Source organism: Candidatus Chloroploca asiatica (genome assembly GCF_002532075.1).
Classification (GTDB): Bacteria; Chloroflexota; Chloroflexia; order Chloroflexales; family Chloroflexaceae; genus Chloroploca; species Chloroploca asiatica.
Genome location: NZ_LYXE01000157.1, coordinates 103,443 through 127,549, shown reverse-complemented (window position 1 = coordinate 127,549; position 24,107 = coordinate 103,443). Strand labels below are relative to the sequence as shown.

At 58.5% G+C, this 24,107-nt stretch carries 18 protein-coding genes; 10 read left to right on the top strand and 8 right to left on the bottom strand.

Features of this window, described 5'->3' with window-relative positions:
• Positions 1–9: 9 nt before the first annotated feature.
• The 7 genes from A9Q02_RS19170 to A9Q02_RS19140 all read right to left on the bottom strand — a co-directional run bounded on the left by A9Q02_RS19170 (position 10) and on the right by A9Q02_RS19140 (position 12,113).
• On the bottom strand, positions 10–996 hold the full coding sequence (locus A9Q02_RS19170; protein ID WP_097654684.1) for an ABC transporter permease: 987 nt from the start codon (positions 994–996) through the stop codon (positions 10–12).
• Entirely contained in the window at positions 993–3,332 is a 2,340-nt protein-coding gene (locus A9Q02_RS19165) for a hypothetical protein (protein WP_141509053.1), read from the bottom strand. The genes A9Q02_RS19170 and A9Q02_RS19165 overlap by 4 nt, the downstream gene beginning before the upstream one ends.
• A gap of 47 nt (positions 3,333–3,379) precedes the next feature.
• Positions 3,380–4,735 (bottom strand): J domain-containing protein, encoded by a 1,356-nt coding sequence (locus A9Q02_RS19160; protein ID WP_097654682.1) that lies wholly within the window; start codon positions 4,733–4,735, stop codon positions 3,380–3,382.
• A 77-nt stretch (positions 4,736–4,812) separates the two neighbouring features.
• Positions 4,813–6,468 carry an L-aspartate oxidase gene (nadB, locus tag A9Q02_RS19155; RefSeq protein WP_097654681.1) on the bottom strand — a complete coding sequence of 552 codons (1,656 nt, stop codon included), beginning with the start codon at positions 6,466–6,468 and terminating at the stop codon, positions 4,813–4,815.
• A 59-nt stretch (positions 6,469–6,527) separates the two neighbouring features.
• Entirely contained in the window at positions 6,528–7,499 is a 972-nt protein-coding gene (gene nadA / locus A9Q02_RS19150) for a quinolinate synthase NadA (RefSeq protein WP_216361559.1), read from the bottom strand.
• A gap of 181 nt (positions 7,500–7,680) precedes the next feature.
• A complete protein-coding gene (locus A9Q02_RS19145) occupies positions 7,681–10,152 on the bottom strand; it encodes a hypothetical protein (protein ID WP_141509051.1) in 2,472 nt (823 codons plus the stop codon).
• Positions 10,149–12,113 (bottom strand): DUF6541 family protein, encoded by a 1,965-nt coding sequence (locus tag A9Q02_RS19140; protein ID WP_141509049.1) that lies wholly within the window; start codon positions 12,111–12,113, stop codon positions 10,149–10,151. Before A9Q02_RS19140 ends, A9Q02_RS19145 begins: the two co-directional genes overlap by 4 nt.
• A gap of 159 nt (positions 12,114–12,272) precedes the next feature.
• Between A9Q02_RS19140 and lspA (A9Q02_RS19135) the strand changes: the two genes are divergently transcribed.
• The 8 genes from lspA (A9Q02_RS19135) (at position 12,273) to mutL (ending at position 20,676) form a co-directional block, all read left to right on the top strand.
• Complete coding sequence (gene lspA / locus A9Q02_RS19135; RefSeq protein WP_245860730.1) at positions 12,273–12,791, top strand: signal peptidase II; 519 nt, start codon at positions 12,273–12,275, stop codon at positions 12,789–12,791.
• 7 nt (positions 12,792–12,798) lie between these two features.
• On the top strand, positions 12,799–13,365 hold the full coding sequence (gene lspA, locus A9Q02_RS19130; RefSeq protein WP_097654677.1) for a signal peptidase II: 567 nt from the start codon (positions 12,799–12,801) through the stop codon (positions 13,363–13,365).
• Between the two features lie 7 nt (positions 13,366–13,372).
• Complete coding sequence (locus A9Q02_RS19125) at positions 13,373–14,326, top strand: RluA family pseudouridine synthase (RefSeq protein ID WP_097654676.1); 954 nt, start codon at positions 13,373–13,375, stop codon at positions 14,324–14,326.
• Between the two features lie 119 nt (positions 14,327–14,445).
• Complete coding sequence (gene mdh / locus A9Q02_RS19120; protein WP_097654675.1) at positions 14,446–15,378, top strand: malate dehydrogenase; 933 nt, start codon at positions 14,446–14,448, stop codon at positions 15,376–15,378.
• A gap of 189 nt (positions 15,379–15,567) precedes the next feature.
• A complete protein-coding gene (locus tag A9Q02_RS19115) occupies positions 15,568–17,340 on the top strand; it encodes a GAF domain-containing sensor histidine kinase (RefSeq protein WP_097654674.1) in 1,773 nt (590 codons plus the stop codon).
• A gap of 33 nt (positions 17,341–17,373) precedes the next feature.
• Positions 17,374–17,565: a hypothetical protein gene (locus tag A9Q02_RS19110; RefSeq protein ID WP_097654673.1), complete on the top strand. Its 192-nt coding sequence runs from the start codon at positions 17,374–17,376 to the stop codon at positions 17,563–17,565.
• A 50-nt stretch (positions 17,566–17,615) separates the two neighbouring features.
• A complete protein-coding gene (locus tag A9Q02_RS19105) occupies positions 17,616–18,617 on the top strand; it encodes a PP2C family protein-serine/threonine phosphatase (RefSeq protein WP_097654672.1) in 1,002 nt (333 codons plus the stop codon).
• 154 nt (positions 18,618–18,771) lie between these two features.
• Positions 18,772–20,676 (top strand): DNA mismatch repair endonuclease MutL, encoded by a 1,905-nt coding sequence (gene mutL / locus A9Q02_RS19100; RefSeq protein ID WP_097654671.1) that lies wholly within the window; start codon positions 18,772–18,774, stop codon positions 20,674–20,676.
• Positions 20,677–20,737: 61 nt separating this feature from the next.
• Here the strand turns inward: mutL and A9Q02_RS19095 are convergent, their stop codons facing one another.
• Complete coding sequence (locus A9Q02_RS19095; protein WP_097654670.1) at positions 20,738–21,928, bottom strand: C45 family autoproteolytic acyltransferase/hydrolase; 1,191 nt, start codon at positions 21,926–21,928, stop codon at positions 20,738–20,740.
• A 207-nt stretch (positions 21,929–22,135) separates the two neighbouring features.
• Here A9Q02_RS19095 and A9Q02_RS19090 point away from each other — a divergent pair, with 207 nt between their 5' ends.
• On the top strand, positions 22,136–22,492 hold the full coding sequence (locus A9Q02_RS19090) for an SHOCT-like domain-containing protein (protein ID WP_097654669.1): 357 nt from the start codon (positions 22,136–22,138) through the stop codon (positions 22,490–22,492).
• A 147-nt stretch (positions 22,493–22,639) separates the two neighbouring features.
• On the top strand, positions 22,640–23,950 hold the full coding sequence (locus A9Q02_RS19085) for a polysaccharide deacetylase (RefSeq protein WP_097654668.1): 1,311 nt from the start codon (positions 22,640–22,642) through the stop codon (positions 23,948–23,950).
• The last annotated feature ends 157 nt before the right edge of the window (positions 23,951–24,107 follow it).

Here is a 24,107-nt window from a genome sequence, read left to right as displayed (position 1 = left end):
AAGCAACGTTCACCCCCGTGTCAGCCCGGCCATCCACCAGTCGCGGGCACCATACGCCAGGACGAGGTAGCCAAGCAGGATCAGGAGCAGCGCCAGATCAACCTTGCCAGGGCGCCAGCGACGGCGTGGTGTTGCCAGGTGCAGGGTTAGCCAGAAGAAGATTAGGCTCAACCCACCATAAAGCATCCAGGTCGCTCGGTAGAGGGGCAAGACACCCTGCGCACCGGCATCAATCACGCCGCGGGTAAGCAGGTTGAGCAGCACCAGCGGGCGCAGGCCGCCCGTAAAGGAGATAATGTCGGGTGGGCGCGCCGGCACCAGGGCCGCAGCCATCGCCGACAATGGGTTGGCAAAGACGTAGATCGCCGGAGCAGGCAGCATGCTGTTGAGGAGTGACCAGAGGTTGGCCGCGAGCAGGGTGCCACCCACAAGGCTGATCAAGAGCGCATAGCAGAGCAGGGTAGCACTGTAGGTCTGACGGGTTGCCGCCGAGCAGAAGAGCCCGAAGACGCTGCCGAGCAGGGCCGTGATCAGCATCGTACTCAAGACCCGCCCGAGATCCGCAAGGCTTACCCCGCCAAAGAGCAGCACGACCGCAAAGACCGGCAAGACCGCCAGGATCAGGATCAACAACAGGGCGAAGGCGGCGATCAGTTTGCCAGCGACCAGTTGAATCGGGGTCATCGGGGTCGTCTGGAGCATCGCAAAAGTACCACGCTCGTGCTCGCTGCTGATCGCATTGACGGTTGTCGCCGGGGCGAGAAAGACGATCAGTGCCTGGATGACCAGACTGAGTGTAATGAAGAGAATTTGCCCGATCTGGGCACTGACGAGCGGTGCCCCACGGTCAAGTTGCCCCACAATTGCGCCGTAGATCAGGCGGGCCGCAATGGATGCCAAGCCAATCAAGAGCGCCAACAAGAGTGCCGAACGGCTGCCCCGCATCTGCACGGCAAATTCTTTGAAGAGAATCGGCATCGACGGGCCGCGGCTCATGGCAAGACTCCTTGCAAGCGTGCGCTCAGATAGAGGCAGCCAGCTTCGACAATGCGGCCATCGAGCCGCAGTTGGAAGCGGCCATTGCGCAAAAAGGGTGCGGGGTTGGCGAGTTGCAACTCACCAGGGCCATCAAATGACTGTTCCACCCAGCGTTCACGCTCCCAATCATAGACCTCGGTGATCACGCCCGCATTCGGCCAGGTGCGCTCACTCTCGAGCACCAGACTGAGTCGTTCAGCGCGTAGCTCGGCCAGTTCAACAGGAAGCCGCAACTCCACCATGGTGGGTGCCATCGTCGCCGGGACACCCGCCCCTCGCGAACCAAAACATTGCGTCTGCTGTGAGGCCACCCAGTCTGGTCTGAGCCAACCTTCGTTGAGCAAGATTGGCCCGCTGCCGCGGAAGACCGGGCGCAGTGACAGCAACGTCACCTCCTGGACGGCAGCGGGAGCATTGACCTGCATACCGAGTGGATTCTGGTCGAGCCACGCGAAGACGAAGGGGCCTTCTTTACTGAGCACATTATTCTGAATGACCGCCGCATTGAGCAGCGCCTCGCGTGCCAGAACATTGCGACTCGCCGCCTGCCCCGGCCCCTGGCCGGCCTCCAATTCTTCGCTGAGCACCAGGAAACTGGGGGCCGTATTGCGTGCGACAGCTTCAGGTGGATCGAGGGGCCACGGTTGCGACGCTGTTTCACCTGGATTGAGCGTGCCTAGCCTGACAACCCGCTCACCAAAGACGGCCACGGCGTCGCGCAGCACCAGATCGCTCGTGTTGACCACCTCGATCTGCAGCATACCATCAACCAGCAGCATCGTCGCCTGGATGCCTTCCAGGGGTATATGGGCTTCCGCCATCACCCCTTGGATCTGCCAGGCCTCAAGCGGCAGCGGAAGCTCGGGGCTCAACTGCGCCAGATCGCCAACGACACCATTGACCTGCCCAAACACACCTGCGGCGGGACGAACAGGGCGGACGAGGGCTTCAGCACTCGTTGCGAGCCGCACCTCTTGTGGTTGAGGCACGAGTATGCCAACAAAACCGCGCACCCGGGCAAGGTCGGGTGCGGTCATTTCTACCAGGGCTAGACGGCTCACCAGCCGTTGTTCGGGTCGAATGGCGAGGGCGAGGCCAACAACCAGTGCCCCGGTTGCGAGCGCAACCCCTGGCACAACCACCCAGGCCCAGGCCTGGCGATCGAACTGGCGCAAAATGAGCGCAATCCCCGGCCCAATCAGGATGGTATAGAGGGCCAGTACCAGAAACATGAGATCAACTGGTGGTAACGTCAGCGCGGGCAGATTCGACAAACCGGCGGTAACGACCTGTTCTTGCAGGATATCAACGGTGCTCTGTGTGCCAAACGGTGTGGTAATGCGTTGCTCAGGGCGCAGTAGATTCTGCCAGAAGGCCGGGGCTTGTGCCCAACGAACCAGGGCAGGCGCGCCAGGATCAAACGCGAGTTGGGTCACACTCCCACGACCGACTTGGCGACTCACCCATGCCGGAGCGTCAACAGTGCCAGTCGCAATTGCTCCAGGCACAGGCAACAACGCGAGGCCAGGCAAGGCACCGGGGCCAGGTGCGGTACTCAACGCAACCAGCGGTGCATCATCGATCTGGCGCGTTGCGCCGAGCGTAGCAGGCAAGAGCGTCGTCGGCATACTGGCGATCGTACGGGCAGCCGTTGGCCCACCACCAAGCAGCAGATGACCACCGGCATAGACCCAACCGATGAGCGCCTCCTGCTGGGCAGGGCTCAGATTCGCGAACGGAACATCGTGAAGCAGCACAAGATTCAGGCTACTCAAGCCTGCCATGCGGTCAGGGAAGAAGGCCGGGTCGAGAAGGAAGGTATTGAAGGGAAAGGTTGTGACATCTTGGCGACGGGGCAGGTTCAACTGGGGATCAGACGCGACAAGCAAGCCGAGCATCCGTTCATCGCGACGGGGCCGCAGCTCAAACTCAGTTTCAGCGAGCACCAGATTCTGCTGCTCAACCTGCACCACCAGTGAGCGTACCTCTTGATCGAGCGCAACGTAGAGCGTCAGTTGCTTGACGGCTCCAGCGGGCAATTCAACCCGTTGCCCATGGCGCAGCGACGAGCCAGTGGCCCCGGCCACAACCAGCACATCAATGGCTGGGCCATCGTTGCGCAGTTCAAGTTGCACCGGCAACCAGGTGCCAGGTGTATAGTTGCCCTCAAAAGCAGGAACAGCCGTCAGGCTCAGGTTTGCCTGAGCAGCGACTGGCGTGACAGAGAACACCCCACAAAGGAGCACGGCCAGGAGCAAGAGCAAGCGCCGCACAAGCATCTGGAAGGAGGGCATCACCAGGATAACACCATATCCTTTCCTGAAAGAGCCCGTAACGCCCGTTACAACTCACGAATGCTCAAATTGCGAAACAACGCAACAACTTCAGGCTCACGGGCAAGGGCAATCATCCCATAGCGCGAGGTTGGCGGTGGCGCCTCAACAACGAGGGTTGCCACGGCTTGCCCATTGATGCCCAGGGCAACCTCAAGCCCAGCGAGGCGGGCAACAAGACGGTTGGTCGCCTGTGGTTTAGTGGCAATCGCGGGATGCGCCTCATCGCGTAGGCGGTTATCATTCCCGTTCACCCGTTGCTCAAGTCGATACCGGCCTGTCGCGGGCTCAACAAAAAAGGCCAGAAAATTGCTTTCGGCAAAGCGCAGCATCAAACCGGCGGCCCCACCGGTGACCGTCAGATCAACACCGATCAGGTAATCCATCCCGGCCGGTGAGGTATTGAAGGCCCAGATATTGCCGGCGCCACGGACGGCGGTAATCCGATAGCCATCCTGGGCAAACCCGACATTCCACCCACGTCCACCGACTGAGGGCCACCCCTCACCCGACGTGAGATCGTTGGCATAGGCGATTGGCCCTGTTTCCGGCAAGGTGACGGGCGTGGTCGTCACGGGGGGCGCGGTGGGTGCGCTGGTTGGTACCGGTGCGGTCGTTGTGGTGGCCTCGGGCGTCACCGGCGCGGTCGGCACCGTGCTGGTAGGGGGTGACACTGGGATCCCCGTTGGCGCAGGCGAGGCCGGTGGCGTTGTTGGGGAGGGCATCACATCAGCTTGTGGTGCCTCGGCAGTTGCATTGCTACTGAGCCGGTCGCGCAATCCCCAGCCAAGCGCTCCAAGGCCGGCCATCGCCAGTGCACCGACACCCCCGAACACCAGTGTACGCCGACTCTTATCAGTTTTTTGGGTTGGGTGAGCCTTGGAAGCGGCCCGCGTAGCCTGACGGAGCGCGGCCTCGGCCTGAGCCAGCAACACCGCACTATCACGATAGAACGGGTTGATCTGCTGGATGGTACGGAAATCAGCAATGGCCTGCGTGTACCGTCCGGCATCAAGATGGTCACGCGCTTTGTCGTATAGGTCAGCGAGCGTATCACGAGGCGGGGTTGGAGGTGGCGCGGCCGAGGCACGTGTCGGTGGCGCGGCCACAGGCTCAGGGTTCACAGGGGTCAAGCGACGATTATAGGCCGTACGTGCCACAAAATCACTCAGCACCTGATAAGCCTCATTAATCCGTTGCGCTCGACGACTCGCATACGCCTGCTCATCTGAGTTAGCATGGACGTACCGATCAGGATGGTAGAGTACCATCTGCTGACGGTAGGCTTTTTTGATCGCATCGATCTTGGCATTGCGTTCAACGCCAAGGAGAGCATAATAATCAAGGTGCTCGAACTCTTCCATTCCGGGTTTGATCCTGAAGCTTACCTAGGTTGCAGTATATTTTTGTATTATAGCATAGAGCTACTTGGGGCTTTGCCTCAATCAGCTGCGTGAGCGATCGGCGCAAAGTGAGCTAGACTGGCAAGGGTGGCTGGTTCACGCGAACGCTGCTGGACACTATGGCCCCGCCAGATCTCACTAGTCTCGGGAAAATCGCGGCGAAAATGCCCACCCCGGCTCTCCTGGCGCAAACTGGCCGCCCGGATGATTAAACGCGCAGTTATGGCTGCATTGACCGCAGTAATGGCCTCAGGATCATCGGCGGCTGCCTGCACGGGCCACTGGGTGAGTTGGACATGCCCTTCGCCGAGGCCAGTGCCATCACGCAGTGGCCCAGCATAGCTCTGCATAAGCGTAGCCAGACTGTCCCGCCAGGCGGCTGGCGCAGGTGACGAGGCGAGGACAACAGTGCGTTCGGGAAGCAATTCTAGATGGCTCCCTTCGCGGTGTAAGCCCTCTGTATCGGCCCATTGCAGCGCAGCTTGGCCTGCCCGTCGTCCAAAGACGATGCATTCGAGGAGCGAGTTGGACGCAAGGCGATTGGCCCCATGCACACCTGTACAAGCCACTTCGCCAGCGGCAAAGAGACCAGGAAGACTCGTCGCGCCGGTGAGATCGGTACGCACGCCACCCATCAGATAGTGAGCTGCGGGGGCCACGGGGATAGACTGACGCACCGGATCAAGGCCATGCTCACGCAGCCGGGCGCAGATCGTGGGAAAGTGCTGTTCGATACGGGCCGATGGCAGATGTGTCAGATCAAGCAAGACATGGTCGCTGCCAGTGCGTTGCATCGCAGCATAGATCCCGCGCGTCACAATATCCCGCGGGGCAAGTTCGGCCCGTGGATCATAGGCTGGCATGAAGCGTTCGCCGGTTGTCGCAAACAAGATCCCGCCTTCGCCACGGGCCGCCTCGGTAATCAAAAAGCCCTCGCCGGTCGGCATACGGTAGACCGTCGGGTGAAACTGGACAAACTCCATATCGGCAATCTCAGCCCCGGCGCGATAGGCCATTGCAATGCCCTCACCGAGGGCGGCTGGTTGATTGCTGGTCAACCCATAGAGCGCCCCGGCCCCGCCACTTGCGAGCACCGTGGCGCCAGCCAACAAACGATGCCACTGGCCCTGCGGATCGCGGGCAAGTGCACCAATGATCTGGCCCTGACGATCAAGAAGATCGACCGCCTGCCAACCTTCGAGCAGATGAATACGCGGATGCGCCCGTGCCTCGGCAATCAGCGCAGCCGTGACGGCCCAGCCGGTCGCATCACCGACATGCACAATGCGACGGGCAGAATGGCCGCCCTCGAGCCCAAGGGCAAAATGCAGCGCATCGGCGCGCTCGAAGGGAACGCCGCGTGTCGCCAGTTCGCACATCAAGGCTGGCGCCTCGTTGGCTAACACGGTCGCCGCAACTTCGTCGGTCAGCCCGGCCCCGGCGACCAGCGTATCCGCCACATGCGCTCGGGGTGAGTCAGCGGCATCAAGGGCTGCCGCAATGCCTCCCTGGGCAAGGGCTGAATTGCTCTCGAAGAGTGGCCCTCGCGCCAGCACGAACACATCGGCATGAGCCGCTGCCGTCAACGCGGCGGTCAAACCTGCCGCCCCCCCACCAATCACCAGCACATCAGTATGCCGGTTCAAGAGAACGCTCGGCAACGCTGCGAGCGCATAACGCGGAAGATTATTCATAATACGCTCTCCCCATCTTTGCTTCTGACACGGCTGGAGCCGACGCCAGCAGACCAATTTCAGAGCGCCACCATGCGCTCGATGGCCGTCCGTGCGCGTGCCGCGAGTGTCGGCTCAACCGTCACCCGATGGGTCAGGTCGCGTAGACTATTCCGCACCTTTTCCAGCGTAATCATCTTCATATATTTGCAACTAATCGACTCATCAATCGGTACAAATTCCTTGGTGGGGTTGGCCTTCCGCATCCGGTGGAGCACGCCGATCTCGGTGGCAACCACAAACTGCTGCGCTGGGCTCGCAGCGGCGTGGCGGATCATGCCCTCGGTCGAGAGAATATGGGTTCCCTCGGGCTTCAGCGCCCCAGTGGCAAGGTAGTGCATCGTACTGCTCACACAGCCACACTCGGGATGGATCAGAAAATCGGCACCGGGCAAGGCTGCGCGCTGGCGTTCAACCATGGCGGGGCGAATCGCCGCGTGAACATGGCACTCGCCGGCCCAGATCTCGATGTTGCGCCCCGTTTGTTGGCGCAGATAGCTGCCAAGAAACATATCAGGCAAAAAGAGGATCGTCTTATCTTCGGGGATCGCCCGGATCACGCGCTCGGCATTGCCCGAAGTACAGCAATAGTCGCTCTCCGCCTTGACTTCAGCCGTAGTGTTTACATAACTAACGACAACAGCGCCGGGGTGCTCGGCCTTCCAGGCCCGCAACTGATCAGCATTGATCGAGGCTGCCAGCGAACAGCCGGCCTCAGGATCAGGGATCAAGACGATCTTTTCGGGCGAGAGGATCGCCGACGTTTCGGCCATAAAATGAACCCCACAGACCACCAGCACCGGGGCCTCGCTGCGGGCAGCGTACTGGGCCATGCCCAGCGAATCGCCGACATAATCAGCAAGATCCTGAATTTCACCATACTCATAGTTATGCGCAAGGATCACCGCGTTGCGCTCGGCCTTCAACGCAGCAATTTCTTCGATGAGCACCGCCGCAGCCTCGGGCGGCGTATGATAGAGCGACACTGACACCTCGGAACCTCCCTTGCTTAACACGTACTTATTAGTGTACATTAAACACTATCTACACCGACAAAAAGAGCCATGCGACCGAACGGGGTATTGTCATATCGACACTAACAGCCCGTAGCAAAAACGGTCGCACGGCCTGTTGTAGATCTGACACTAGTATACGCCCTGAGTGAGGCTATTGTCAAGGAGACACTAGTGCTTTGGCAAAGGTAGGCAACTCAAGCGTTCCTGCCGTGCCAGTGATCCGCACACTGGTAGCCGCATTGTCTGGCCCTGGATCAACGGTGGCCCCTACCCATGATCCCGTTAGCAGAACGGCGACTGAGCGTAACGTCGGGCCATTGCTTTGCACCATGATGCGTTGTGGGCCGTCATGTTCAATCCTCGCACGGTCCAGCGGGATCAGAACGAGTTCGGCATGTTCCGTGAGCCTGATCCGTCCGGCCTGATGTGTCCCTAGAGTGGCCAAATTCCACATCAGGGCCGCCTCGTCACCACGCGCACCTTGTGCTTCATCAACAATAAGCGTGGGTTCCCCTACACAGAAACGTATCGTACGGTGGTGATCCCATCCGCGCCAATCAGCAAGGCTCGTTGTGCTCACCGTACACTGTTCATCAGTTGTAAACTGGTCAACCTCGGCAAAGAACGGCGGATCCTGGGCCCATCTACTCCCAATGCCACTCAATAGGGCTTGCACAGCGTTGATGCCACTCTGGCGTACCACAAGGCCACTCACATGCTCACGCGGAATGCGCTTGTCGCGTAATAAGCTGCGGCCACGAGGCAACCACGGCACATAGTGCGCCTCAAGCTGATCAGCAATCAGATCGCCCTGATAATAGGCCAGGGTGATGGTATTGGTGGCTTTATACCGATGCCAGCCTGTAAAACGTAAATTGAGCATGACATAGGTTGCATCTTGCTCCCAGCTGTCACGAAAGACAATTTTGTCGGGAGCCAGAGGCCCAACCCGAATGGGGGTGCCCGTATCACCGTAGATCAGACAAGACCCTTCTGTTGGTGATTGTGCAATCAGCGGCAGCGCCTCGTTCACACCAGGCTGGGCGACGATGAAGTCAAAAAAGCGCGCCTCGCTCATTGCTGTTCGCCCTGCTGCCCACAAATAGCGGGGATCGTTCAACAGGGTTGCGCCCAACGCCAGGGCACCCTCACGGGTGATCGGGTAAGGATTGTTGTACGAAACTGGACGACCATCAGGAACCATCTGCAGCAGCAACCATTCGAAAGACTGGCGTACCTCTTCAGCAGGGATAGTACCATCTCGGAGTGCCTGAAAATAGGCATTTGTGACCCATTCACTCTGATAGTAGTACGTATCATCAGAGTTACGCGTGCGCCCTTCCCACCCACGAGGCCGTTGGTCAAGGTACTGCTGCCCGGCCTCGACAAGCGCCGGATCACCCAGTCCGGTTGCCGCAAGCAGGGCCAGCAGGCCAGCGCCATTTTCCTGGTTTTCATAGGGGCCAGCAGGCCAGTACGCAAGTGCCAGCGCATAGAGCCAGTCAACCCATTCGACGGTCAGGGTACGCTGATTGATGGAAGCAAACCAGGTCTGAATGGCTGCATCCTCATCGCTGCTGAAAAGTTCCGGATACCTTTCACGCATATGGACATAATAATAGACCCGTTGGGCTGCGTACCATTGTCCGATCTTGACACTGTTGGCTGGTTCAGTAAAACGCCCCGCGCTCATTTCAGCCAAGAGCGATGTGCGAAACAGCTCGATCCATGCGGGGTCACCACTACCCAGCGCTAGCATGCCATATTCGGGCGGCCCTTTTTGCGGATGCGCCTCAACCAGGGCAAGCATCTGGGCAAACACCTCTTGCCCGGTGTAGGTCTGCCCTGCGGGAGCGATCTGCCCACAGAGCACTGGCTGTTCGGCACTGATCCCAGGATAAGGCGCCGGTGGAACTGGAAAAAAGCTTTGTTGATAGGCCCGTACGAGAGCGACCATCGCAACAAGCACGCTCAAACCAAGGCTAGCAGCCACCCATCGTCGCTTGATTGCTAGCCTCAGCCCACCCTGGCGAAGCCTCGCAGACCACGTTGCCAAGGCACCCAGATCAACTGCCTCTTCATCTACGTGATGGGTTACAACCAACCTAGACAACCCTTGATAGGCCCTGAGGGTCAACATCCAACCACCGGCCATACTAAGACCGGCCAGCGCTACAAAAAACTCCTCTTCACTGAAGCGGCTCTCCAGCAAGGCAAGGGCGACCGTTGCCCCCGCAGTTATGCTTGCCAGCGCTGTGGCAATGCTGACCCGAATGACACGTGACCGACGAACGATCAACACGTCATACAACCAGAGCGCGAGCACCCATCCAGTTAAGGTGAGCACCCATGCCGCCACTGTATGCTGTGTCACATAATAGAAGCCTCCGGCCACCAGACTCGTGACAACAAGCATAACGCCGGGCCAGGGCAGGCGCCAACGCCGCCCCCTTTCGCAGACAGGTTGACCAGCCACCGCGGCAGCGAGCACCCCACCAAGAAAGAGCACACGAAAGATGGTTGACTCTGGCCCCGGTTGATCCGCTACGCGGGCAATGCTCTCGAACCAGACAAGCGGCAGCACGAGGCGGACAAGCAGCCTCACAAACGAAGAAGTGCGTTGCATCATAATGCAGGCCTGCGCACCGATCGCCCTTCGCGTGAGGAGCACACCGCTTGATCAAAAGCAAAAATCGCGACCTCATCCTGCGTATGCATCAGGGTAAAATACGGACTAGCGTGCAGATCATCAAGCCGAAAGAGCGGTTCAGCGCCAAAACCAGCTTGCCCCTGCCGTTGACCATAATAGGCATAGGTGACACCCCATGCACACAGCTGATCGATGACCTCTGCATCATCCAGGGGCCGAGCCTCCATCAACAGCACAAGATCAACCACACGCTGGGTATAATCGGGTGGGTCAGGCCGTTCACTCAACATTGGATACTGCGGTGGCATCGTATTTTGTCTGCCTGTCAGCAATGGAATCCACCAACCGGCATCAGCCCCCACCGCCGACGTTCCCTGAAAGATCGTAAAGCCTTGCACAAGAAAGAGATCGGTTGGCTTCGTATTCCGCTTAATCCAGTCCATTGCCTTCATATCGGGTTGCGTGACGATAGCATAGAACGGGTCAACTATGTGGCGTTGCTGCAACGCTCCCCAAGCAGCGAGCAGCACTACAGCAATAAGGGGCAGAACCGCTTTGAGGCGAGGTGTCGGTAAGAAAGCGATCATCTCGGCGGCTAACCATCCACAGAGCAGAGCGACAGGCATATAGATTGCAATCATGACCGAGAAGCTTTGCAACATCACAGCCCCGGGGAGACCAACCAGCGTCCCAGCAAAATACAAAACCAGTAAACCGATCCAGAGCACAAGACCCACGATCATCCACGCCCGACGCACCAGTGCCCAGGCCACAGCCAACCCGCTCATCCAGAGCAAGAGCGGGGCAATATACGTTGTCACTTCTTGCCAGTTCTGGTAATCATGCCAGACAAAACTCGTAGGCACACCTGTGGTTGACGCTACAGACACCATATCAGCAAGAAGGCTATTGGTGACCCGAAAGACCCATGGCAGCAACAGTCCGGCGGCAACCAGAGCCGCCAGAATCAGTGGTGGCAAGGCCTGTAGCCAGGTAGAGCGCTTCGTACGCCAATGCGGTAGAACCCAGCAGAGCACGAGTACCACGATAAACGCGGCATAGAAAAACCCCATACGATAATAGCTCAGCGTCATCCCAGCCACAACCAACCCCAAGAGGCCAGCACTACGCCACGGAGGTCGTGGCGCAGCAAACATCTCCCAGGTCAACACCATAGCAATAGGTAAGATGACCTGCCCAGCAAGTTGAGCATACCGCCCCCAGTTGACATAGAAGCTTGGCACGACCGTCAATAGACCAGCGACCAACACCGCGACCAGACCCGCGACCCGGCGTCCATCAGCCAACCGGACGGCCAGGGGATACAAGACCAGGGCTGCTGCGGCATTCAGCAACTGACCCGTGACAAGCACCGCCTCAACAGTTGATATACCAGTAACCCAGGGAAACCCTGCGACCATGGCAGGAAAGCCAAACTGCACCGTGAACGTCTGATACGGGGCATATGGTTCCCACGAGCGGAAGAGGCCTCCATTGTCAATAATCAGCTGAGCGATCATCGTATGATGGTACGCATCACCCCACATCGGAGCCTCAAGGGGCGCAACGATCGCCAGGCGGACGACAACAATGAGCAAGAACAAGGCTCCAAGTGCTATGTCGTAGCTATCCAAAGGAAGGGGCGAGGAGTTAGGTCGGCGTTGATGGCGTCCGTGCCAGACCAGCACAACAACACTGAGCAAGGCTGGCAGCCAGACATTCATTGCTCCGAGGTGCCATCCAAGCATATCTGTCCAGAGCAGCCAGACAGGCAGCCACGCCAGACTGATCCCAATCGCCAGACTAAGCTGTTCAAACCAGGAACGGCGACGTTCAGGTCGATCGAAAAGAGCCAGCAACGCCAGTCCGGGTAAGACCAAGACCATAAAACCAGTCATCATCAGCGCAATAATCAGCCATACGAGAGAAATGTACGACATATGCATGCAAGCAAAACCTTAATGGCTACACCAAAACGACTCGTGACAATCTACGCACCCACAGACCCTGACAGATCTCCAAAAAACGCGCATAATCCATTATAATGGAACAGAGGCTATCTTTTTGTGAGATTCCCAACTCTTCAAAGGAGCGTATCTGTGCAGCGTTCGCACACTATTCGTATATGGGCCGTACCGCTCGCCATCGCAAGCACCTTTCTCTTGCTTGACCAGGCGACCAAGTGGTGGGTTGTGCAAACCCTTGGCCCCGAGACCATGGCGCGGTCGATCACCCTACCTGGTGGATGGATTCGCCTCGTCTATTCACATAACACCGGGGTTGCGTTCAGCATGTTTCAGGGGCACCCCGAACTACTCACCATCGCGGCTCTCTGCATTGTTGCCGGGGCGATCTATTTTTATACCGCCCATCTCGATCATCACCAGCCCCTTATTCAGGCGAGCATGGGCTTGATTATGGGGGGGGCCTTTGGCAACCTGATTGATCGTATCAGGCTCGGGTATGTGGTCGATTTCATCAGTGTTGGGTGGTTCCCGATCTTCAATGTGGCCGACAGTGCGATCACCATCGGGGCAGTGCTGCTCATCTACCAGTTTTTGCGTGAAGATCTGGCCGAGCGCCGTGCACGCAAGCATGAGACGTTGACCAGTCAGTGAGACAACCTTGAGAGCATCAGTATCTCCATCTACCCAGACGCAACGCTGGCTGCTTCCACTGCTTGTGGGGGTAAGTATCTTTGTCCTTGATCAGATGAGCAAAGCCTGGGCGGTCAATGTGCTCGGGCCAGAACCCCATCAGCGTAGCCTCTATCTGTTTGATGACTGGTTGATACTGATCTATACCCGTAATACTGGCGTGGCCTTTGGTCTTTTCCAGAACTTATCAGCGCTCTTTATTGTGACATCACTGCTGATTACCGGTGGCTTGATCTACGCTTATATCGCCTATCTGCCCAATCAACGGCGGCTCATTCAAGGTGCAACGGGCCTGATTGTCGGGGGGGCCCTGGGCAACGTGCTGGATCGGATCCGTCTTGGGTATGTGGTCGACTTTATCAGTGTTGGGTGGTGGCCGGTCTTCAATCTGGCCGATAGCGCCATTACCGTTGGCACGCTCACCCTTGCAACCTATCTGATCTTTGTCGGCGATGAACCCGCCCCAGCGCCCCTGCCCCCTCCACGTGATGATACGCTGCTGGGTGAGTTATTGAGCAAAGATGTTGAGGTATAAGTGCCCTATGGATAACGTCACAGAGCCTGATTCGTTTGAGCTCTTTGTCCCTCCTGATGGCTCTGGTGAGCGGCTTGATCGCTTTGTGGCGCGGAGTGTCGCGGATCTGTCGCGGTCATATGTGCAACAGTTGATTGACGAAGGTCGCGTGGTTGTCAACGGGCGGATGGTGCGTGCGAGCCACAGTTTACGCGGGGGCGAACGGGTGATGGTAACGGTACCGCCACCGCAGCCAACAAGCCTGGAACCCGAGGCTATTCCGCTGTGCATTGTCTACGAAGATGCCGATATTGTGGTGGTCGATAAACCAGCGGGGATGGTTGTTCACCCTGCCCCCGGACATCCCGGGGGCACCCTGGCGAACGCCTTGCTGTCACGCTACCCCGAGATGCAGGTCAATGGCGGGATCCGCCCGGGCATTGTCCATCGCATTGACCAGGATACGTCAGGGTTGCTGGTGGTAGCGCGCCATGATCGTGCGATGCAAGCGCTGACCGAGCAGCAACGCGCACGTCAGATGCTCAAGATCTATTTGGTTGTCGTAGCAGGGCGCTTCAAACAGCATGAAGGCGTGATTGATGCCCCCATTGGTCGTCACCCATCTGACCGATTGCGTATGACGGTCACCCACCGGCCAACCGGGCGCGACGCCCGTACCCATTACCGTGTACGCGAAGAGTTGGGGGATTATACGTTGCTTGAAGCACAGTTGGAGACCGGGCGCACTCATCAGATTCGGGTGCATATGTTGCATACCAACCATCCCGTGCTCGGTGACCAGACCTACGGCGGGAGGCGTTCGCGCTCGAGTTTTGGCTTGAACCGCCAGTTTTTGCATGCGCATCGCCTCGGTTTCTGCCACCCCCGCGATGGCACCTGGCGCGAATTTGTCTCGCCACTCACCGATGATCTCGAAGCAACGCTGACGAAACTCCGTGTTGCCGCCGGTTCGCATCGATGAACGCCAGGTTGCCCGATCTTTCGTCCAGTGTGCTACAATGCACACGTATCATTTGGCTCTTGTTGTGGTACAAGGCATCTGCTATCCGAGCGCTCAGCGCAGAGGTTTAGGAGTAAGCTATGCGAAAAAAGATTAGCATCATTGGTTCCGGGTTCGTCGGATCGACCACCGCCCACTGGGTAGCCGCCAAAGAGCTTGGCGATATTGTCCTGCTCGATATCGTTGAGGGTATCCCTCAAGGCAAGGGGCTTGATCTCTATGAGGCCGCGCCAATCGAAGGCTTTGATTGCAAGATTCTTGGCACTAACTCGTATGCTGATACGGCCGACTCTGATATCATTGTGGTCACCTCGGGTGCACCACGCAAGCCAGGGATGAGCCGTGAAGATCTGATCAAGGTCAATGCCGATATTACCCGTAGCTGTATCTCGCAGGCCGCCCCGCTCTCTCCCAATGCCGTGATCATTATGGTCAACAACCCGCTTGATGCGATGACCTACGTCGCCGCAGAAGCCAGCGGTTTTCCGAAAGAACGGGTGATGGGGCAGGCTGGCGTGCTTGATAGTGCGCGCTATCGTACGTTTATTGCGATGGAGACCGGAGTGTCGGTCGAGGATATTCAGGCGATGTTGATGGGTGGGCACGGCGACGAGATGGTGCCTCTGCCCCGCTTCTCGACGATTGGCGGTATTCCTGTCACCGAGTTTATTGGCCCCGAACGCCTCGCGGCCATCGTTGACCGCGCACGTAAGGGCGGCGGCGAGATTGTCAATCTGCTCAAGACGGGTAGTGCCTACTATGCACCCGCCGCCGCAACGGCCCAGATGGTCGAGGCCGTGCTGAAGGATAAGAAGCGGGTCATTCCCGTCGCTGCCTATCTCACCGGGCAGTATGGGCTCAATGATATCTATTTTGGGGTTCCCGTGATTCTTGGGGCCGGCGGCATCGAGAAAATCATCGAATTGCCGTTAAATGAAGAAGAGACAGCGTTGCTCACCAAGTCGGCCAGCGCCGTGCGGAGCACGCTCGATATCTTGAAGACGCTCGGCTAGTCTTTGCGCCACGAGAGGGGGGGCCTGGATACTCCACGGTCTTCCGAAACGCCGGTTGTTGGTAGCAAAGCTGCCAACAACCAGTACATAACCCATCATATGGGGCAAGCACCAGCGCCGCACATATACGTCCTATTCTGTCAATAAAGATGGTTCTTAGATGTGAAGGCCACCACAACAGCGAGTGAAATGTCTGGTTCGCAACCTCTCCAGACGAAGCAGTGGATCCTGCCTGGGGGCGAGCGTTTTTATGCGCTCGCCCGCTGGTTGACCATCCTGCTGCTCTTTTTAATTACCAACTTTCTCACTGATCAACCTGTATGGCCTGTCTCTAGTGCCAGTCCTCCCCTGGTTGTTGTCTTCTGGATCTATGTTGCGGTGAGCGTTCTGGCAACGCTAGCGCTCTTTATCCCACCGCTTGCTACCCGGCTCGAACTCACGTATCTCATCGACATTGGCTTCATCTCTCTGATGATGTTTTTTGGTGGCGAGCAGATCGTCATCTTTTTCCCCCTCTATCTTGTCCCATTGATCAATGCGGCCATCCGCCAGACAAAGCTTATCAGCTTGCTCTCGGGGATTGTCGCTGCCCTCTGCTATATCGCTGCCTTTATCGGCTGGCGGCGGATCTTTGCCGCTGACCTTGAGACAACGTTCCTTGAGTATGTCGCCCTCTTCTTGCGCGGTTTGACCTTGATCTTTGTGCCCTGGATTACTGCCGGGCTGGCTGAACGCTGGAGCGAGAATAACCGGGTGAGTGTGCAAAATGCCCGCCACGAGGCTGAAAAGGCGCTCGAAGAGGCCCATGCGTATCGCGCCCAGAGCCGGTCGCTCTATGAGGTGGCCTATACCCTGTCGAGTACCGTAGACTATGGGCAAGTCCTTGAGGTGACGCTCCGCGAGAGTTATAAGCTGACCCCCTATACAGCAGGCATGGTGCTGCTTTCGGCGGGGGTGCCCGACGAACTGTATGTTGGCGCAAGCCATCGTTTGAGCATCAGTGATCAGGCGCGGCAGATCAAGGTCACGGCTGGGCTCGCCGAGGCGTTGCATAAACCGAACCCTCACATTCTTGATCTTGCCACCCCCGATCCCGACCTGCTGCTCTTTGATAGCCTGACGAACTGTCGGTATGCCTGTCTCATCCCACTCCGGGCCAACTTGCGCACCTATGGCATTGTGGTCTTTGCCATCGAGCGGGCGGAAACGTTTGCCGAAGATGAGATCGCTGGCTTGACTGCCCTGGTCAATTACGCCATTATTGCCCTGCATAATGCCCAGTTGATCTTCGATCTCCAGGAAGAGCGGAATAAGCTTATTTCGAAAGAAGAGGAAGTTCGTCATCAGCTTGCCCGTGATCTGCACGATGGGCCGGCCCAGGCCGTTGCGGCGATCACGATGAATGTCGAGTTTATCAAGCGGTTGCTTGAACGCGACCCCGAGCGTGTACTCGATGAACTCGATAAGCTGAGTGCCCTGGCCAAACGTACGACTTACGAGGTACGTACGATGCTGTTTGAATTGCGCCCCCTAGTGCTCGAAACACAGGGCCTCAAAGTGACGCTCGAACAGTACTTGCAACGCTTTCAGCAGAATAGTACCGGTACCAAACTGGTGCTTGAGGCTGATGGGCTTGATGAGGTTCACCTCGAAACGAAGACCGAGGGGACGCTCTTTAATATTATTCAAGAATCAATTAATAATGCGCTCAAGCATGCGCGAGCCAAACATATCTGGGTGCGTCTCCAACGTGATGGCAATAACCTGATCGCCGTCGTGCAAGACGATGGAATTGGCTTTGATCTGAATGAAATTATGCGCTCATACGAAAAGCGTGGTTCGTTTGGGTTGCTTAATATTGATGAACGTGCCCGCCTGGTGAATGGGACGGCTGAACTGGCCTCTACCCCAGGGCAGGGGACAAAAGTTACGATTACGGTACCAATCAACACCAATGGCTAAAATGAAAGGAACAACGGGTCTTCCCTATTCTTCATGAAAACATCACCACCCGAGCCTGATGAAGTGGCAACAAGCATCGCCCGTGTCCAGCGTGGCTGTCTCTTTATGGCAGCAATTGTGGTGGCACTTGCGATCTTGTTAACCAGTTCAACCGGCAATCTCTTCTTTCTGACGCTGCTCGTTGTTGCCGCTGCTATGGTCATTTTGCCCCGTCTGCTGAAATAGAGCGTCGGAGGAACTGACCCATGTTTTGTAGCTCGCCCGAGGAGTAACCGATGCGTGTGCGCTTCAGTGCCCGTACCCATGTTGGTATGCGGCGCGAGGTTAACCAGGATGCTTACGCGAGTAAGCAACTTGGTTCAATCAACCTGCTGGTTGTCTGTGATGGTATGGGTGGCCATGCTGCTGGTGAGGTTGCGAGTGAACTTGGGGTAGAGACGATTATCTCTGCGTTTCGGCCCGAGGTCGAACCTGAGGATATGCTACGTGAGGCCTTTATCGGGGCCAATCGGGCGATCTATGAAGCAGGGCGTGGCAGTATGGGCACCACCGGCGTGGCGGCCCTCTTTACCCCTGGTGGTCTCTATGTCGCGAATGTTGGGGATAGTCGGGCTTATCTTGTCCGCGAGGGCCAGATTACTCAGATTTCGCATGATCATTCGTTTGTTTCTGATCAGGTGGCAGCCGGCCTGATGACTCCTGCTCAGGCCCGTTCTTCCAATATTCGCAATATTATTACCCGCGCTCTTGGCCATAGTTCCGAGGTGGAGGTCGATCTCTTTGCCCTTGCCCTCCGCCCTGGTGATACCGTGATCCTTTCGACTGATGGGATGCATGGCTTGATTACCGATGAAGAGATTGCCGAAATCGCGGGGATGCTGCCGCCTGATGCGGCCGTCGAACGCCTCGTTGATCTCGCGAATGAGCGGGGTGGCGTTGATAATATTACGGTGATGGTGGCTCAGGTTGATACCCTTACCGGCGATGATGATGAGCCACGCACTCATACCGCTGATGCCCCCAGCGTCGTGACTGCCCCCCGCAGCGCACCGGTCGAACGCCCTCTGAACCCGCTGGGGGGCCTGCTTGCGCTGGCGCTGCTCTTGCTCCTCGTGAGTACGGTGAGTTATGTCTGGCTCTCCCTTCCGGCTGGAGAGCTCCCCGCCGCCCAGCCCTCACGTGTCCCTCCTGCCGCGACCCTTTTCCCTCTCCCTCCCTCCATGCCTACCGCTACGCCCTTGCCAACACCTGCCAGTAGCCCGACCCCAGATTTGTAGGAAGGTATGCTGGCGCAAACGGCCAGTTTCGCTGGCCGTTTGCCAGGGCTACGTTGAAGATGGGGGAACTTGGTTCCCCCACGCCCCTGTTTTCCTTAGCTTCTTGGGGTATGGTATACTAAGCACGCAAACATGTTCGCACAAGGAGGGTGTGATGCCTATTCGGCTGCTTGATGCGACGGTTGCGGCGCAGATTGCCGCTGGTGAGGTAGTTGAGCGCCCGGCCTCGGTCATCAAGGAACTGGTGGAGAATGCGCTTGATGCAGGTGCGCGCCGCATTGCGATTGAGGCGCGTGGCGGTGGCCTGCGTGAGTTGAAAGTGCAGGACGATGGGGGCGGGATTGCGGCCCACGAGCTGGAACTCGCCTTTGAACGGCATGCAACGAGCAAGCTCACTACCTCCGAGGATCTCTGGCGTATTGGTACCCTCGGGTTTCGTGGTGAGGCCCTGCCTTCAATTGCCAGTGTCGCCCAGGTCATCTGTGTGAGCCGTACCGCTGCCGAAGAGGTTGGCACTGAGTTGCGCCTGGCCGGGGGTGAGGTGCAGTCGCGTACCCTGCGGGGTTGCTCGCCGGGGACGAGTTTCAGTGTGCGCAATCTCTTCTACAATACGCCCGTGCGTCGTGAGTACCTGCGGAGTGAGGCCACCGAGTTGAGTGCGATCAGCGCGGTGGTGCAACAGTATGCCCTGGCCTATCCCGAGGTGCGCTTTACGCTGCAGCTCGAAGGACGCCTGGCCTTGCAGACCAGTGGTGATGGCGACTTGCGTGCTGTGCTGATCGAGCTCTATGGCCTTGATGTCGCCCGCCAGATGCTGCCCGTCGCCGCTGAGGTTGGTGAAGGTGAGCAGGAGATCCGGGTGGATGGCTTGATCTCGCCGCCCGGCCTGACCCGTGGCTCGCGTAGCTATCTGCATCTCTTTGCCAATCGGCGCGCGTTGCAGCCACGCGGGGCGTTGCCTGCGGTGGTTGAAGATGCCTACCATACGATGTTGATGCGCGGGCGCCATCCACTTGTGGTACTGAATCTCTTTGTGCATCCTCTGGCGGTTGATGTCAATGTGCATCCCACCAAGAGTGAGGTCAAGTTCCGCTATGCGCCAAAAGTGCATGGTACCCTCGGGCGGGCCGTGCGCGAGGCGCTGGTCGCCGGGGCCGGGGTGCCAACATGGGAGGTTGATGAAGCGACGGCGCAGCGCCGGTTCGAGTTGCGCCAGCTTGGGCAAGCGGCCCCGAGTGAACCTGAGCCATCAGCGTGGGGGGTTGGCGCATCGGCATGGGATCGCGAGCGCAGTCGTTGGGATGCCGGAGGGGACGAAGCCCCCTTCTCATCTGGCGAAGCTCCTATTCCCTCAGTTAGCCCACCGCCAACGGCAGGCTTGCAAGGCGATGCTTCCGGTCAAGCCGCAGATGACTGGCAGGGCTCCCTGCCGCAGCCCCGTACGGCAAACAATCTTCCCGCAGCCGAGCCGCTGCGTCAAAGCGGTAAGCTGCCACCGTTGCGTGTGGTCGGGCAGGTCGGGTTGACTTATATTATCGCCGAGGCCCCCGAGGGGATGTATCTGATCGATCAACATGCCGCCCACGAACGCATTACATATGAACGCCTGATGACCCAATTTGCGGGGGGCAGTGTTGAGTCGCAGGGCTTACTGATGCCTCGTTCCGTGCCCCTGATCCCGGCGGCGAGTGCGCTCCTGCTTGGCAATCCTGAGCGTCTGGCCGAATGGGGCTTTGTCCTCGATGAGTGGGGCGAAGGTGTCATGGTCCGCGCTGTGCCCGCCACCCTTCCTGCCGATCAACTGCCCCGTGCCTTGCACGAACTGGCCGATCATCTGGCTGGGCGCGGCGGTTCGACGCCGCTCGACTGGCGCGAAGCGATGCTGACCACCCTTTCGTGCCATACCTCAGTGCGCGCCGGGCAGACGCTCTCGCTTGAAGAGATGCGCCAACTTTTGCAGCAACTCGAAGCCTGCACCAGCCCGCGTACCTGTCCGCACGGTCGTCCGACGATGATCCTGATGACCCCGACGCAGCTTGAACGCCAGTTTGGCCGATGAAGGGCCTCTTCGCCGGTTCAAAGGCCAGCCTGGCTGGTGTTGGAACCGGCGAAGAGACGGATCACGCCAAGGTGACCGCCGTAAAAGCTGCCTGACAGGGCGCATCAGGCGCCACATAGATCACGCCGTCGTGAGGATCAAGCACCAGCCCACAGATGCTCTCGCCCCGGTCAAGTCGGGGGACACGCATATCGGGGAGGCGACAGATGCAGCGCGGTGCATCATGGCGGTCGCGCAGGATCGCTTGAAGGGTCAGTACATCAAGGGCACCATACCCCATCCGCAGCAACTCCCAGGCGCGCCCCTGGCGTTCACGCGAGGTCGAGGTTGCCTCGAGCGGGCATTCGCCAGCGGCGGCGGTTTGATCAACGCAGTGGTTCGCGTGCGCCAGCAAACCATCTTTGGCCCAGACCTCAGCCACACCAGTCGGGCTTATTTCGAGGCTAACCAACTGGCCCGTGGTACTCGCAATGGTGACACAGGATGATCCGCCAGCGGGAACGCGATCGGCCAGGGTACGAGCATCCGCAAACGTCGTTGCCTGCAACATCTTGCGGAGCAAGATATGGACAGGCATGCCAACATGTTGCCCGTCACTCTGCGAGCGTAAGAGATTCAACCCGACCACCAGGCCAGCGCTATTGAGCCCAACCTTAGCCAGCATCCCGGCTTCGGTCATCGTCAAAATTGCTGGTTCACCCGGTGCATGCACCCGCAACATAAGGCACGCAGCGCGCTGATCACCCTGCCAATCCCAGGTTTGGGCCAGCAACATACGGCCATCAGTCGTAGCTGGGCCATAGGCAGCGGCGGTCGTACACTCGCCGGCATCACGGTCGAGTTCAGGCGCATCGGCGACCATCCCCCGGTTCAGCGGCTGCTCGTCGGGATGTTCGGGCACTCTGGCGGCGCGATTACGCGCCATCGCGGCAGCGCCATCGGGGTGATAATAGCCAATTGGGATGCCCGCCATCAACTCGGTACGCACATTCAGTGCCACAATCTCGGCCAGCGCGACCCCGGCACCATCGGCAAGCCCACGCATCTCTTCAAGCAGATCAGGGGCCACCTCGGTCAACAAAGGCACAAAACGCAGTGCCTCGGCCTGGCTTGCCGCCCAATCGAGGGCGCGGCGATAGGCAAAAAGGCGCGCATAGCTCGCGATACTATGTCGGATATGCGAAGGAACTGCCGCACCGTACATATGCCCACGTTCATAGGGCGTACCAGCAATGGTAATTTCGGGAAACATGAGGGCCGCCTTCATCACGCTCTACCCTTCATTTGCTAGCTTCAAGATGGATGATGGTGTATTATACGTCCAAACGTGAGGGCTACGGCCTCATCCGCCGTAACTTTAGGGCAGTCACCCTAACAGCCCGCGCCTGTCCTGGCCATTTTCGCCAACACAAGCGCAAGGCTTGAGAATTCTATGGCCCCCAACCCCCGCGAGAGGCCTATGCTCAACACACGCGACCGCATCTTGAAATTAGTCGAAACGGGCCAAGTCTCTTCGGATGAGGCGGCGCAGTTGCTTGATGCACTGGCAGCCGAGACAAGCTCAGTACAACAGGGGCAGACACGTCTGGTACGAGTGCGTGTCACCGATCTCCAAACAAGACATCAGAAGGTCAATGTAGCGATCCCTGTGGGCCTGATCAATGTCGGCCTACGGCTGGGGGCACGGCTCATCCCGCATCTCAGCGAGGCCGCACGGGACGAATTGCTGGGGAGCATAGCCCGCGGTGCGACGGGACGGTTGCTGGTATGGAACGACACTGAAGAGGGAGAGCAGATCGAATTGCTGGTTGAGTAGCTAGGGCATAAGCCTCGGCTGACTAGACATGAGAGTGAGGGGCATGCTATATTGCAAGTAGGCAATGAGTGGTACTCAGCGTAACAGCATTCCTTTGGCGGTCGTGCATACATAGTGTTATGAGGGGCAGGTGTAAGCAGCGTGGCAGTGGCAATACCCTTTCAGATCGCCATTAGTGGGCAAGGAACGACTGGATATACCCTTCGTGCAACGAGTCCGGGCGGAGATATTGAAACCCTGATCGAGTTGCCCGTGCTCACCAATGATATGGTGACCAATGGTGAAATGCTTGGGCCGGTGCTTTTTCCCCCGCCGGTGCATCAATTGCTACTTGAAGCCGCCCACACAGCCAGCGAAGCGGGGAACCACGTCCAGATTCAGTTGCACATGGCCCTGCCTGAGGTGGCGATCCTGCCCTGGGAATGGATCACGCTGGGGCGTTCAACCCCGTGGCAACCAGCGATCCGTGACGATTACCCGCTGATTCGGGTTGGCCGCATTACCCGTTCGCGTCCCGCTTTGCCTTTGAGCGGCCCGATACGTCTTTTGATTGCGTGCGCACCAGGGGCGGCAGCGGCAGCAGCGGCACCACTGGGCCATGCCCTGGCGCAACCAGTGCGTGAGGGCCGCCTGGTCGTTGATCTGTTGCGCGATGCTGACCCGTTCATGCTGCGTGAGGCCCTAGCTGAAGAGCCGTGCCATGCGCTCCACCTTGTTGCTGCTGATGCAACGGGTCAGGGATCAACAGCGCGCCTGCGCTTGGGCCGTGCGCTTGATGCGGCAGGGTTGGCCGGGATTATTGGTGATTACCAGGAGCTACGCTTGCTCACGCTTGCGGCTGATCTGGGGGCTGAAGCGGTAGCCCTGGCGAGCATTGCAGGGGCAGTGCATGACCGGCTTGGCATTGCCACCCTTGCGCTGGGCGACCTGGATAATGCAGGTGTTGCCACCTTTTGTGGGCCATGTTATGAAGCGCTGGTGGCCGATGAACCAGTTGATCTGGCCACAACCGATGGACGAGCAGCGCTTGCGGAGGCTGAGGATGCCTGGGGATCGCCGCGTTTGTGGGTTGTTCCTGGGAGTGAATATCTCTTTAATGCCCGCATGGCGAGCGTCGCTCGTCAGTCTGTGCCCGCTGATGCGGTTGCTGGCGAGGCTGCGCCGGTGGGCAAGCCACTGCGTACCGAGCGTACGTTCGCCGGGGCTGGGCAAATGGCTTCGCGGGCCTTGACGAGCGCCAAAGCCTTTGTTGTCGGGACGACGACCGTAGGTGAGCCGGCCCAACGCGCACGTAACGAGGCCCCGCGCAAGCAAGGCTTTTCACCAAAACTGGTGGCGCTGATTATTGCCGTCCTGGTGCTCATCTTGCTGATCAGCCAGGTGCTGCCCTCCTCTACTCCTCCGCCCCCTGTGCCAACTGTAGTACCCACGTCGGCGTTGCCACTGTTGGAACCCTAGTCGGGGAGAAGGTGCGCGAAAACCCATTCCTTCACTGACCAACAAAACTAGCATAGCTAGTTTTGTTGGTCAGTGAAGGAATGATTCTTGAGGCCGCAGGTTGGCAAAAAGCGTTACCTAAATCCTCAGAAAACGGTATACTAAGGGAGAACCATTT